The following is a 13,141-nucleotide window of genomic DNA, read 5'->3' as shown; positions in this document are numbered from 1 at the left end:
TGCTCGTCGCACACGAACACCGACGCGCGCCGTGGGCATGAGCCCGGCGCACCATCGTGCGGCGGCGGCCGGAGGCTAGTCCGAGCCAAGAGATCGTCGAGCGCGCGCACCGAGGCGGGCTACTGGCCCAGGCGGAGCGAGTCCGACGAGATGCCGAATATCCGTCGAAACGTGCGGCTGAGGTGCGCCGAATCCGAGAAGCCCGCCGCGTGCGCCGCCTCGGTGAGCGATCCGCCCTCCGCGTACACCTGCACCGCCTTCGTCAGGCCCAGCCAGAGCAAGTAGGCGCGAAACGGTAGCCCCGTCTGCTCGACGAAGAGGTGGCGCGCCCGTCCTGGAGACAAACCCATGAAGGTGGCGACGTCGCTCAGAGAGCGGGAGGCGTCGAGGTGCTGCTCCAACCATCCAGCTTCCCCGTGCTGCACACGCCGGTCACTTCGGCGCCCATCGCCCGCGCGAGTTGCAGCGCGCAGGAGCCGACGCCGCCGCCTGCACCCGTGATGAGCACCGTCTGCCCCGCTTCGAGCCCCGCCGCGCGGGCCCGTGAGCGCGGTGGTCGCGGACACGGGCACGGCCGCCGCCTCCGCGAAGCGGAGCTTCGAGGGCTTGCGCCGGAGCTTGGACGCGGAGGCTCGCGCGTATTCGGCGAACGCTCCCTCCCCGACGCCGAAGACCTCGTTGCCTGGTGCGAAGCTCGTCACGTTCGGGCCCACCTCTTCGACCACCCCGGCGAGCTCGAGCCCGCGCACGGGATTCCGCGGTCGGCGCAGGCCGACGGCCAGCCGCACCGCGTAGGGCACCCCCTGCATGAGGTGCCAGACCCCGAAGTAAATGCCTGCGGCGCGGACCCGGACGATCACCTCGCCCGCGCGCGGCCGAGGACGCTCGATCTCCCGGAGCTGCAGAACGTCGGCCGATCCATAGCGGTCTTGAACGATGGCTTTCATGACGGTCTCCCGAGCGAGGTCGTGGTTCGAGCCTACCCACGGGCACCCAGCAAGGATTGAACGAAGGGGCGCGGCGTGACCCTTCGGCGCCCCTGGGCCTCGCAGGCTCCCCAAAGCGCCGAGCTCAGCTGGCCCGTGCCGCCTCAGCGGGCTGGCCGCCCGGTTGGGTTCCCGCAGTCGGTGCAGAAGCCTGCATGGTGCGCGAGCAGAGCCGCGCAGCTCGCACAGCGCGCGCCCGAGCGACCCAAGAGCGGCAGGCTGAGCCCACAGTTCGAGCAGAAGCGTCCGGGGATCACCGCCTGCTTGCAGGCCCGACAACGCACCCGAGGGTCCTCGATGTCCGGGTCTTCCATGCGAATCCGGTAGCTCCAGGACGCAGTCTACCGGAGTACACTGCGATTCGATGCATTTGCGTTTCATCACGTCGAGGCTGTGCCCGTTCGCGCAGCGGAACCTGATCGTGATGCACGCCAAAAAGCTGGATTTCGAGGTGGTCTGGGTCGACCTGTTCGACAAGCCTGCGTGGCTTTTCGAGCTGAACGATGCCGGGAAGGTGCCTCTGCTCGAGGTGGACGGCGAGCTCTTGGCCGAGTCGACCGTGATCAATGAATTCCTCGAAGAGGTCTTCGTGGGCGCCCGGCTTCACCCCGAGTCAGCACTCGAGCGCGCGAGAAGCCGAATGTGGATCGAGGCCGTCTCGCCGCTCAACCTGGAAGTGCATCGAATCATGATGGCGCCGGACGACGGCACCTCGGCCGAAGCCGTCGAGACGGCTCGTCAGCGCCTCTGCCGGCTCGAACCCCGAATCACCGGCCCTCTGTTTTCGGGCGCTCAGCTCGACTTGGTGGACGTCACGGCTGCGCCAGCGCTCATCCGGCTCGCTTGGTGCGCCGCCATCGACCCCGAGACCAACGCCGCCGCGGGGCTCGAGCGCGTCGAAGCCTGGCAGCGCAACCTGGTTTCGCACGAGGCCGTGATGGCGAGCACGCCGGACGGCCTGCACGCGCTCTGGCTGGAATTTCTGAAAGGCAGGGCGAGCCCCAAGCGCACCGCACCCGCGACCCGACTGGGAATCAAGGCCTCGGTGGACTTGACACCGGCGGCGACCTAACCCGTCGCGCGTCTCACCAGGCGCGCCGAGTCGATCAGCTCCCGCGCCAAGCGATCGACCGACGAAGACGGCTCGCGCTGCCCTTCGGGCCGAAGGGCCGTGCCGAGCGCAGCGCGCGGGTCGAGCGTGTCTCTGAGCGCGAAGGCCCCCAGCGCGGCTCGGGTCAAGAGGCCCACACCGGCTTCCCCTTCCTCGCTCCACTCCGCGCGCAGGCGCCGGGCCACGAGCGTCAGCGCGCGCCCGCGCAACGACGGTGTGCGCTTTGGGCTCGCGCCGCCCAGGATCGCAGCGCGGACTCGCTCCCTCTCGCCGGGCTCGGGCCGGCGCCCGAACACGCGCTCTTCGACGAACGACATGGCGCCGCGTTCGACGGCCTTGAGCCAGCGGTGGGTCTCGAGCCGCTCCGCGCCGCCCACGACCGGCGCGGCGGTCCCGAGCGGGACGCCTACCCAGCTCAGGACCCCGCTGTACACCGGCGCGTGGAGCACGCGGCTGACGGCGACCAGCGTCGCGAGCACCTCGCGCGATACGTCCACGGCGCTGTAGCCCCGCGTCGTGTACTCGATGAAGTGCTTCGCTTCGACGATCTCCGAGGAGCCGGATGCCGTCGCCAGGTCCATCACCGAGAAGGGCGTGACGTTGTAGAAGACGCAGGCGGGCCGCTCCGGATCGGGTCGGTTCAGGCCCTCGATCATCGCCCGGGTGGCCTGGAGTGACTCCGGGGTCTCGCCGGGAAAGCCGTGGATGAAGGAGAAGTACGCGTCCACGCCGTGGCGGGACAGCGCCGCGACCGCCGGCGCAACCTGCTCGACGCGCGTCGCCTTCTTCATGCGGTTCAAGATGCCCTGATCTCCGCTCTCCTGACCGATGAAGACCGTGCGCACGCCGGCCCGCGCCATCAACGCGACGGCTGCGTCGTCCAGGTCCGAGACGCGCGCATAAGCTCCCATCGGCAGCGAGACCCCGCCGCGCTCGATCAGGCGTTCCAGGATGGCCTTCCAGCGCGCATGCGGGTAGGTCGCGGTCGCGTCCACCAGGTAGACCCAACCGTGCCGGGGAAGCGCCGTCGCCAGGATCGCATCGCAGGCGCGCTCGACGTCCAAACGCGCGATCTCGGCGAGGGTCCGGTAGGTGCAGAACTCGCAGCGGAAGAAGCAGCCCCGCTGCGTCTCGACGGTGGCTTCGATGAAGTCGTTCGCCAGGCTCACCGGCGGGTCGATGCGCTCGGCGAGCCTCCAATCCGGGAGCGGAAGCGATTGAAGATCGAGGGCGGGGCTCGGCCCCGTGTACGACAGCTGGCCGTCCGGCCCCCGCAGGTAGAGCCCCGGGATGGCGTCGAGCGAAGCGCCGTCGCGGAGCGCCCGGACGATCTGCGGCAGACGCAGCTCGCCCTCGCCGACGCACAACACGTCGCCGTCGAGCGCGAGGAACTCGCGGGCGTTCGTCGCGTAGTAGTAGCCGCCCAGGAGCAGCTTGGCCCGCGGGAACACACGTCGGACCAGCGCGATCAGCGCGGTCATCCAGGGCACGCTGGTCAGGAAGGTGGTGGAGATCCCCACCGCGACTGGCTCGGTGTGTCGCAGCCGGGCCAAGTCCCGATGCCAGCGCCCGAGCTCGATGGCGCCGGGGTCCAGCACCTTCCAGGACAGGCCGGCACGCTCGAGGTGCGTGGCCAGGGCGACCGCGGTGAGCGAGCGATGCGCGACCCGCGGCCCCACGGCGCCCGCGCCGAAGCGCGCCCGAGCCAGGGTCTCGAGGCGCTCGCCGAGGTAGACCTCGAGCTCGCTGCGCGCCTCGAGCAGCGGTGCCTGCGTGAACGCGCCGACGGTCCGGCGCATCGGCGCATCCTGGAACGAGCCGGTGAGCGGCTGCAGCGGCGCCAGGAACAACAGGTCGAGCCCCACGGGCTCAGCCTAGCACTGCACCGCTTCGAGCACCGACGCGCACGACGCCGTCGGCCCCGACCTCCACCTGACCGTGCACGAACAGCGGCGCCGAGACCCGCGTGCCGAGCGCCAGCTCCTCCGCAGAGTCGCCGGCGTTGGCGACCACCACCAAGGTCTGGTCCGGCGCTTCGCGGGCGAAGGCGAGGCTCGACGCGGTCGCCGACAGGCGACGGTAGCTACCGCGACGGAGCGCCACGTGCTCGCGGCGCAACCGGCCGAGGCTCTTGTGGAGCGCGAGCGCCTGTTGGTTCCAGCGCTCCGGGTGCTGCCAGGGAAACGCCGCCCGCGACCCGGGATCGTGCCCGCCGGTCAGGCCGACCTCGTCCCCGTAGTAGAGGCACGGCGCGCCCACGAAGCAGTAGAGCAGCATCCGGCACAGCACGAAGGACGCCCAGTCCTCGCGGACCAGCGTGAGCAGGCGCGGCGTGTCGTGCGAAGAGTCCAGGTTGAGCGCAGCCCGGCGCGTCGCCTCGGGCAGCTTGCCGAGCAGCGTTTCGATGAACTCCGCGTAGCCCACTCCGTCGAGCGGGGTCTTCAGCGGGTAGTCGATGGTCTTGCAGACCTCGAGGTCGAGGTGCTCGCGTGCGGCGAAGGCCAGCGTGCGCCCGCCGAACCAGTAGCCCAACACGGCGTCGAAGCGCGCGCTCGCACCGACCCATTCGCTCGGGTCGGTCCACACCTCACCCACCAGGTAGAGCTCCGGGTTGACCGCCTTGACGCGGGCGGAGAGCTCCTCCCAGAAGCCGGCCACGCGGATCTCCTCCGGCGTGTCCAGGCGCCAGCCGTCGATGCCGAAGCGCGCCCAGTGCTCGGCGACGCCCATCAGGTACTCGCGGACCTCCGGGTTTTGCACGGCGAGCTTGGGCAGCGAAGCATGGCCCGCCCAGGTGGCGTAGCGCGGACTGCCACCACCGTAGGCGTTCAGCGGGAAACCCTCGATCTCGAACCAGTCCAGAAAGCGCGACTCGGGTCCCTTCTCCAGCACGTCGTGGAACGCGAAGAAGCCGCGCCCGACGTGGTTGAAGACGCCGTCGATCACCACGCGCATGCCGCGAGCGTGGCAAGCGTCGAGCAGGGTGCGGAACGCGGCTTCGCCGCCCAGCGTCGCGTCCACGGAGTAGAAGTCCGCGGTGTGATAGCGGTGGTTCGCCGCGCTCGCGAAGATCGGATTCAGGTAGAGCGCGTTCACGCCCAGCTCGGCGAGGTGGTCCAGGTGCTCGATCACTCCAAGCAGGTCCCCGCCCTTCACGCCGTCGCTGGTCGGCGGCGCGTCCCAGGCCTCGAGCCGGCCGAGTTGCTTCACCTTTCCGGAGCGCGCGAAACGATCGGGGAAGATCTGGTAGAAGATCGCGTCCTCGACCCAGCTCGGCGGCGCATGTCTCACAGCGTGAACTCGGGGCGCGTGCGGTTTGCCGCGGCGCGCAGGCGATTCCGGATCAGCACGCGCTTACCGGTCGGCGCCTTCTCGATGTCCAGGATGCGCTTCACCCCGAGCTCGACGCCGGGACACAGGGCCGAGAAGCGCTTCTTGGCCTCGGCTTCCACGCCGGAGAAGCCCGCCTCGGACGTCACGACCTCGAGCTCGACCTTGGAGTCGCTCGCGATCGTGACGCGGTACTGCTCGACGCCGGGGATGGAAGCGTAGGGCTCGAGCATCTCCCGCGGCGTGCGCTTGCCGCCGCCGGGCAGCACGAACACGTCCTTGAGCCGGCCTTCGATGCGCTCGATCATGGGCAGCGTGCGCCCGCACGCGCAGCGCCGGTCCGAAGCCACGACGAGATCGCCGAGCTCGTAGCGCACCAGCGGCATCATCCGGTTGATGAGCCCGGTGGCGATGACGCGGCCGGTCTCCCCGGGACGCACCGGGCGGCCGTCGTCGTCCACGATCTCGAAGATCACGCTGTCGGCGTCGATGTGGTAGCCCTGCTTCTCCGGGCACTCCCAGGCCATTCGGTTGAACTCGCTGGTGCCGTACTGGTTGAACACGGGCTGACCCATCACGTCCTCGATGACCTTGCGCATCGAGTCCGGCAAGAGCTCCGCGTGACAGATGACGCGCGCGGGTGCGGTCTTCCGCAGGCGCTCCGGGAACTTGCGCGCGAGGGGGAACAGGCTGGTCGGATGGTAGTACCACCAGATACCCGGGTTCTGCTCGAGGATGGCGAGCTGCGCGGCTTCGTCGAGCATCGCCGGCACGCCGACCTTGGGCATGATGCCCAGGTAGTTGTGCGTGCGCTTCTTGAAGGGCGCGCTCCAGAAGTACGCGAGCGGATCCCAGGGCCGGAAGCCGAGCGCGGCGAACGCCCGGTAGTAGAAGCCGTCTAGCCGCGACCACGACGCTTCGTCGCTGTGGATCTCGAGCTGGGGTCCGCCGGACGAGCCACCCGAGCGGCGGATGTAGCCGGTGCCGGCCAGGTACAGATCGCGGTGCTCCTGGCTCACGATGCAGCTCGGGTCTTCCTCGATCTGACGGCGGTTCGGCACGGGGAAGCGCCGCAGATCCTCGAGGCTCCGCACCGAGCCGGGGCCGACGTTCGCGCGAGCCCAGAGCTCCCGGTAAAACGCCACGTTCTGCTCGACGTAGGCCAGCATGCTGCGCAGCCGGCGCAGCTGCAGCGCCTGGAGCGCCGGGGCGGGGAGGTACTGCGACGCGAGCGCGCTCGCGACCCAGTAGCTGGAGTGGGCGATGGGCAGCAAGAGGTGGTTTCCCTAGTGTCTCGCCCATCGGTCGTCAAACGGCGCCGGGATGTGGCACAACCGCCCCTGCCGTGAGTGCGTCCTCCCCGGCCTCCGAGCGCAGAGCCCGCTGGGCGATCCGGCTGGTCCTGGCGTACCTCGCGGTCAGTGTGGCCGCCGCCGCCTACCTGCGCGCCGCGACCTTCAGCCTGCGCGCCCTCGAGCCCACCCGGCTCGACACGGCCTGGCAGCTCGAGCTGGTGTTCTTGGCTGATCAGGGGGTCTGGAGCGGGCGCGACTTCCATTACGCGCGCGGCCCGCTGTGGCAGGCGCTGACCTGGCTCGCCAAAGGCGGCCCCTTCGCGGCCAGCCCCGCGCAGGTGATCGCGGCGATGGAGGCGTCGCACATGTTGCTGGGCGTCGCGGCCTCGATCTGGCTCACCTGGCGCGTCGCGCAGAGCGGCTGGGCGCGCGTCGTCGTCCTCGTAGCGTTGTCTCTGGTCTCGTACGCCGCCGGCATCTCCACGCTGCGCGCGATGCTGTCGGTCGCCATCGTCGTGAGCTACCTGCCCGACGGCGAGGCCCCGTCGTTTCGCAAGGCGCTCCTGCCCGCTGCGCTCACCACGTTCGGCCTGCTCTACAGCTTCGATCGCGTGCCTCTGGCGCTCTCCGCCGTCACCGTCGCCGTGGCGGCGGAGGCCATCGCCCGCTTCCGGCGCCGCGAGCCCGTGCGCCCCGCGCTCTCTCGGGGCGGCTGGTACGTCGCGGCGCTCGCGGCGACGCTCGCCGCCGCGGCGGTGGGAGCCCTCGCCGCCGGAGCGAACCCGCTCGCCTACGTGCCGGAGCAGCGACGCATCGCCTCCGCCTACGGCGCGCTCTGGACCGGATGGGAGGCGGGCGTGCGTCCGGCGAACATCGTCGCGCTGGGAGTGGCAGCCGCAGTCTTGGCCGGAATACCGCTGCTCCGGCGGAGCGGCCGCTGGGTCGAGCCGGTGTGGGTGCTGAGCGTGCTCCCCGCCGCGAGCTTCGCCGCCATCGTCACCGATCAGGGGCACGTATTCGTCGGCATCGCGCCGCTGCTCGTGGTCTTGGTGCTGTGGGCCGCCCGGCAGGCGGGCGACGACTCGAGCGCCCCGCGCATCGCGGCGGCCCTGCTCGCGGCCGTCGCCTTCGCGGGCTGGTTCGGCAGCTATCGCGACGCGCTCTGGCTGCGGCCCCGGAACGCGCTGGCAGCGCTCCACGCGCTCCGCCATGGAGCACCGGACGACGGAAGTTTCACCACGGACATCACGCCGGCGGCCGAGTGGGTCGGAAAGCGGCGAGACGCTCTGCCCTGCATCGCGCTGGCACCCGGGCTCACCATCGTGCACGCGCTCTCGCGGGTGAGCGGGCCCACGCTGCTCACCCTGCGCTGGACCGAGGACCAGCAGCGCGAGCGCGCCCGCGCGCTGGATGCGGCTGCTTGTCCCTATTACGTGCACGAGCTGCTCGCCTTCGAGGATCCGCGCGGCTCCGACTGGCTCCTGGGCGAGGACTTCGTCACCATCGCCGAGACCTACGCGCCGCACGAAGCCGTGGGCGCCGCCAGCTTGGTCCTGGCGCGCCGCGGCCGACGTGCGCTGGCGGAGCGCAGGGAGTTGCCGAGCCCGGCGACGGGACGGCGCCTGGCGTTCGACGCGCCGGGCGAGGTCGCGATCCCGCTGGGAGCGCCGGTTCGGGGCGAACAGCTCGTCGCGCTCGACTACACGCTGGAAGTGCCCGAGCACGCGCGCTGGGTCGGCGCGCTGCCGGGCATCGAGTTCCGCTTCGAGGCGGCCGGCGTTCCCGTCTCCGAGTACCGGCAGTTCTTCCACGCCGCGGTGGGCCGCCGCGTGCACAGCATGGCGAGCGCCGACGCTGCCGCGGCCGAGTGGCGCTGGATCGCCGGAAGACCGCCGCTCCGCGAGGTGAGCGCGGACACGCTGCGGCTCAGGTTCCGGCGTCAGGGTCGACTCTCACCGGAGCACGGGGAGCTCCTGGTGCACTCGGTCTCGGTCCTCTCGCCGCCGGCGCTGCCCCCCAGCGCACCGGCGGCCGAGTGCACGCCGAAGCTGGACTTCACCCAGGAGCTGGAGCGCGGCCGGGCGCTGCCGCGTAACGTCGCTCCGCGCCTGGCCGGACGCGGCTTCGAGCTCCATCCAAACCCGCCGCCGCTGCACGTAGCCGAGATCTTCTTCGACGTACGGCCCTGCGAGGACAGCTGCCTGTTCGCTGACCTCGAGGTGCGCGCCGCGCCGGGCAGCGGCGACGGCGTCGAGTTCGAGGTCCACCTGGTCGACCGCGCGGAGCGACCGCGCCTGGTCGCGGAGCGCGTCGCCCCCGGGACGCACCTGCCGGTGGAAGTCGCGCTCTGGCCCTGGGCTGGCCGGAGCGCGCTCTTGCGCTTCGGCACCAAGAACGGCGCCGACACTCGGAACGACTACGCCGTCGTGTCCCGCGCGGAGCTCGGTCGCTGCAGCGCGCGCACCGCCATCGCGGACGCCATCCGCGGTGGCTGGGCCAAGGTGAGCGGCAGCTTCGAGCTCAGCGGACAAGACGTGCGCTTGCCGGTCGAGACGCGCGAGATCCGCTACCGCGCCCGCATCAGCAAGGACACCTGCTTCTCGGCGCGTGGCAGCGGCGCGGCCACCGTCGAGACCTACGTCGTCGTGGACGAGATCGCACACCGCGTGGACAAGCGCCGCGTCCGCGAGGACGCGCAGGCCATCGGCCCCATCGGCCTGCACGACTGGGAGGGGCGCGACGTCGAGCTGGTGCTGAAGAGCGTGCCCGAGACGGGCGTTACAGCCGGACTTGTGCTGCAACGGGCCGAGCTCGGTCGCTGCCCGGAGGCGCCGTGACGGAGTCCAGGGCCCGCGGCGGTTTCGGGCTGGTCGCGGCGTATTTCGTGCTCGCCACCGTCGCCAACGCCCTCGTGCGCGCCCACGCCTTCGACGCCCGGGTGCTCGACCACCGCGCCTTCGACTTCGGCTGGGAGCTCGGCTTGCCTTGGCGTGCGAGTCACGGCGAGTGGGTCGGACGCGACTTCCACTACCCCATCGGTCCGCTCTGGCAGCTCCTGGCGTACCTCGGAAGCCTGGGCGGTCGCGCGACGGCGGCCACCAGCGTCGGCGGATTGCACGTGGTGTTTCCGCTCGCTTCGCTGGCGGCGGCGGCGGCGCTCGCGTGCTGGCGCTTCGAGCGCTGGCGAGAGCGCCTGCTCGCCTTCGGCGCGCTGGGGCTGTTCGCGCTCCACGACGACGTGCGCTCGTTCCGTGCGCTCGTCTCCTTCGCCATCGTGCTCCTGTACGCGCCGCGCGGCGAGACCGAATCGCCGAGCCGCGCGCCCCTCTGGGCAGGCGCGCTGGTGCCCGCTGCCACGCTGCTCTCGTTCGAGACCGGGCTCCTGGGCCTCGGGTCGCTCGGGACCATGGCCTGCGTGGAAGCGCTGGTCCGCGGCAAGGCTTCGCTGCCTCGACTGAGGAGCGCCTTGCTCGGCGTGGGGCTGGGGCTCGGCGTGTTGGCCCTGGTCTGGGCTCTGGCGGGCGGCAGCTTCCTTCGAGCGCTCTCCGGCTGGCTCAGCATCACCGGCGGCTACGTGGTGATCATGGTCGAGGGCGGCCACGGGCTGTCCGTCGGACCCGTGCTCGCCTTCGTCGGGCTCGGGCTCGCGACCCTCGCGCTGACGCTCTCTCGCCGGTTCCGGAGCGTCACCGCGAGCGTGCTGCTCGCCGGCGCGCTCCCGCTCCTGGGCAGGGCGGTGATCCGCTCCGACGCCGAGCACGTGTACGCCGCGCTGATGCCGCTGGCAGCCGCGCTCACGGTGGTGTCGCTCGATTTCGCGCCGCGCCGCCCGATCTTCGCCGGGCTGTCGGCGTTGCTCGTCGCGGTCTTCGCCCTGGGCTGGTTCGGCAGAAGGCGCGACGTGCCGACCGCTTGGGCGCCGTCGGGGCTCGCCCGCGTCGCGGAGCTCGTTGCCGAGCGCGCTCCCACCCGCCTCGGCTACGACCACGATCTCCTGCGCATCGAGCGCTACGCGCGCGAGCATCGCGCCGGGTGCATGGTGCTGCCCGAACGTGCCGTCGTGGTGCACGCGCTGGCCGACGTCCCCGGCCCCACCGAGACCGCACTGCGCTGGTCGCCCTCCATGAAGGAGCGGGTTGCGTCCGACATCGCCCGCCAGCGCTGCCCCGTCGCGGTGCGCCAGCTCTCCAGCTTCGACTTCCCGGCGCCCTGGCAGAGCTTCGCCTTCGGCGCCGACTTCCTGGAGCAGAGCCTGCGCTACGAGCCCGCCGAGCGCCTCGGTCCCGCCACCTTCGCATCGCGGCTGCGCGCGGCGCCGTTCGATCCGGAGCGACCCGAGCTGCCGGCTTCGGAGACTCGGACAGCGCCGCGAGCTTCCGGTGCCGGGCCGGCTCGCTTACGCGTTCGGGCGCCGCGTGCCCTGGGACCGACTGCTGCGCCTGGAGTACACGCTGGAGGTGCCGGCGCTGCGACTGCTCGCCGGCGGCGCACCGTGGATGAAGCTCGCCTTCTTCGACGGCGAGACCCTACTGGGCGAGGTCATGGTGCTCGCGGACGTGAGCGTCGGGGCGCGGGCTCACGCGGTGGTACCGCTGCACGCCGAGGTCGCGGAGTGGCGCTGGGCCGCCGGGCGTGAGGCGCGGCGCGCGCGCGAGGCCGATCGGCTGGAGATCATCGCGGACGCGCGGCCCCTCTCGCCCGCGAGCGTGGGCTTCACGCTGCACCGCATCGAAGAGATCGCGCCGCCGCCGGTGCCCCGGGCCGAGCCGCTCGCCTGCGCCGGCGAGCTCGAGCTCGCGCCGCTCGTGGCCGAGGGGCGGGCGTTCACGCGCGGGATCGCGCCGCTCGTGCAGGGGGACGCCATCGTGCTCGATCCGAACCCGACGGCCGAGCCGCTGGTCGAGGTGTTCGTGCCGGTTCGCCCCTGTGCGGACTCGTGTGTGTACGCCGAGCTCGGCGTGGAGGCGGGCACCGGCGGCGCCCGCTTCGAAGCCCACGTGATCGACGACTGGGAGAAGCCGCGAGTGCTCGACTGGGAGGTGACGGCCGGCGTCGCTCCCAAGCCGGCCCAGTTGCCGCTCGGCGCGTGGGCGGGTCGAGAGGTGTTGGTGCGTTTCGGCACCTCGCCGCTCGGCGCGCCCACCGCGCGCGCTCGGGTGTATCGCCCCCGTGTCGGCCCCTGCCGCGGCGAGAGCCTGGTGCAAGCGCTGCACGATCGGCGCTACTCGCTGCTCCGTGGCGAGGCCGATCCGCGCGGCGACACGCTACGCCTGTCGGTGGCGCCGCTCGGCAGGCCCCCCAGCGAGCTGCGCATCCCCATCGACGTGCGTGAAGGCACCTGCCTGGCCTACGACCTCGGGCTCGAGGGGCGAGCCGGAACGCCGCCCTCCGCCATCGAGGTGGCGCTCTTCCGCGACGACGTGTCGCTGCGCTTGTCCCGCGACCACGTGGGCCCCGGCGTCACCCGGAGCTACCGCGACGTCTCGCTTTCCGAGCTCTACGGCAAGCGCGCCGAGGTGCGCATCGCCGCTTGGGGCGCCGACCCGAGCACCGTCGCATTGCTGTCGCGCCTGCGCGTGCACCGCTGCGGCGACGGCGCTCCCTGGGGCTTCGGCGCGGGAAGGCGCTGATCGCGCTGACTACGGACGCGTCAGCGCATCCGCGAGGGCGCCGAGCAGCGCGGCGCCCTCTCCCTGCCACGCACTCCCGTGCATGCAGGCGAGCGTGCGCGGTTTGGTCGCAGCCAGGCGCTCCAGGACTGTTCGGGTCTCTGGCGCGTGCGCCCAGTAGTCCGCTTGCCGGCGCATGGCCTCGGACGGCCCGAGCACGTCGCCCTCGCTCAGCGGCACGTTGTCATGTCCAGGTTGGGTGAAGAGGTCGCCGCAGAACAGCGTGCGCGTCTCGCTCTCGAACAGGAAACCGTTGTCCCAGGCGTGGGGCACGTGCGGCGCGTCGAGCCAGGTGACGCGCTTCTTCCCGAGGGAGTGCTGCGCGCCGTTGGCCAGCACCAGCGGCTCCCGATCCGTCAGATCGCCGACGGCCAACATCGCCTGGAGCTGGCCGCACAGCGGGCGCGCGTGCGGGGCCACCCCCAGGAGCTCGGCAATGGCGCCGCACTCGTCCGCTTCCATGTGCCCGAAGGAGATCCAGCGCAATTTCGACACGGGCATCACCGTCTCGATGGCCTGGCGGACCAGTGGGAACAGCTTCTTCATGCCGGTGTGCATGAGCAGCGGCTCGTCGTCCACGACCAGGTACTGGTTGAAGCTGAAGCCACCGGGCATCGCCGCAGGGGGTACCGGCGTGCTGATGCGGAAAACGCCCTCTGCCACCTCGTCGATGCGCGTCCCGGTCTCGGAATTCGTGATTGCCATTTCGTGTCCTCCACCTCCCCATGTGGGGTGGGAGGCCGCAGCGTT

At 71.5% G+C, this 13,141-nt stretch carries 9 protein-coding genes and 1 pseudogene; 3 read left to right on the top strand and 7 right to left on the bottom strand.

Features of this window, described 5'->3' with window-relative positions; all coding sequences use genetic code 11:
* Positions 1–119: 119 nt before the first annotated feature.
* From HS104_32590 to HS104_32580, 3 genes and pseudogenes are all read right to left on the bottom strand, one after another.
* The gene (locus HS104_32590; GenBank protein MBE7484692.1) at positions 120–350 is read right to left on the bottom strand and encodes an AraC family transcriptional regulator; all 231 of its coding nucleotides are present in this window, start codon (positions 348–350) and stop codon (positions 120–122) included.
* A gap of 17 nt (positions 351–367) precedes the next feature.
* A pseudogene (locus HS104_32585) lies at positions 368–947 on the bottom strand (NAD(P)-dependent alcohol dehydrogenase).
* A gap of 143 nt (positions 948–1,090) precedes the next feature.
* A complete protein-coding gene (locus tag HS104_32580) occupies positions 1,091–1,300 on the bottom strand; it encodes a hypothetical protein (protein MBE7484691.1) in 210 nt (69 codons plus the stop codon).
* A 50-nt stretch (positions 1,301–1,350) separates the two neighbouring features.
* On the opposite strand from HS104_32580, the gene HS104_32575 reads away from it, so the two are divergent.
* On the top strand, positions 1,351–2,058 hold the full coding sequence (locus HS104_32575) for a glutathione S-transferase (GenBank protein ID MBE7484690.1): 708 nt from the start codon (positions 1,351–1,353) through the stop codon (positions 2,056–2,058).
* On the opposite strand, the gene HS104_32570 is transcribed toward HS104_32575, so the two are convergent.
* The 3 genes from HS104_32570 to HS104_32560 are packed head-to-tail and all read right to left on the bottom strand — an operon-like array spanning position 2,055 to position 6,701.
* Entirely contained in the window at positions 2,055–3,962 is a 1,908-nt protein-coding gene (locus tag HS104_32570) for a radical SAM protein (GenBank protein MBE7484689.1), read from the bottom strand. The genes HS104_32575 and HS104_32570 overlap by 4 nt on opposite strands.
* Before the next feature lie 4 nt (positions 3,963–3,966).
* Positions 3,967–5,388 (bottom strand): alpha-amylase, encoded by a 1,422-nt coding sequence (locus HS104_32565; protein MBE7484688.1) that lies wholly within the window; start codon positions 5,386–5,388, stop codon positions 3,967–3,969.
* The gene (locus HS104_32560; protein ID MBE7484687.1) at positions 5,385–6,701 is read right to left on the bottom strand and encodes a phenylacetate--CoA ligase family protein; all 1,317 of its coding nucleotides are present in this window, start codon (positions 6,699–6,701) and stop codon (positions 5,385–5,387) included. The genes HS104_32565 and HS104_32560 overlap by 4 nt, the downstream gene beginning before the upstream one ends.
* A gap of 71 nt (positions 6,702–6,772) precedes the next feature.
* Between HS104_32560 and HS104_32555 the strand changes: the two genes are divergently transcribed.
* The gene (locus HS104_32555; protein ID MBE7484686.1) at positions 6,773–9,559 is read left to right on the top strand and encodes a hypothetical protein; all 2,787 of its coding nucleotides are present in this window, start codon (positions 6,773–6,775) and stop codon (positions 9,557–9,559) included.
* Entirely contained in the window at positions 9,556–11,358 is a 1,803-nt protein-coding gene (locus tag HS104_32550; GenBank protein MBE7484685.1) for a hypothetical protein, read from the top strand. Before HS104_32555 ends, HS104_32550 begins: the two co-directional genes overlap by 4 nt.
* Positions 11,359–12,361: 1,003 nt before the next feature.
* Here the strand turns inward: HS104_32550 and HS104_32545 are convergent.
* Positions 12,362–13,096 carry an MBL fold metallo-hydrolase gene (locus HS104_32545; GenBank protein ID MBE7484684.1) on the bottom strand — a complete coding sequence of 245 codons (735 nt, stop codon included), beginning with the start codon at positions 13,094–13,096 and terminating at the stop codon, positions 12,362–12,364.
* Positions 13,097–13,141: the final 45 nt, after the last annotated feature.

The sequence above is a fragment of the Polyangiaceae bacterium genome, from assembly GCA_015075635.1.
Taxonomy (GTDB): Bacteria; Myxococcota_A; Polyangia; order Polyangiales; family Polyangiaceae; genus JADJKB01.
This window is presented reverse-complemented; position numbering and strand designations above follow the sequence as displayed.

Excerpts from the sequence above, each read along its gene's own strand:
- HS104_32590 (MBE7484692.1), bottom strand. The coding sequence starts at position 350 with ATGGGTTTGTCTCCAGGACGGGCGCGCCACCTCTTCGTCGAGCAGACG.
- HS104_32575 (MBE7484690.1), top strand. The coding sequence starts at position 1,351 with ATGCATTTGCGTTTCATCACGTCGAGGCTGTGCCCGTTCGCGCAGCGG.
- HS104_32545 (MBE7484684.1), bottom strand. The coding sequence starts at position 13,096 with ATGGCAATCACGAATTCCGAGACCGGGACGCGCATCGACGAGGTGGCA.
- HS104_32580 (MBE7484691.1), bottom strand. The coding sequence starts at position 1,300 with ATGGAAGACCCGGACATCGAGGACCCTCGGGTGCGTTGTCGGGCCTGC.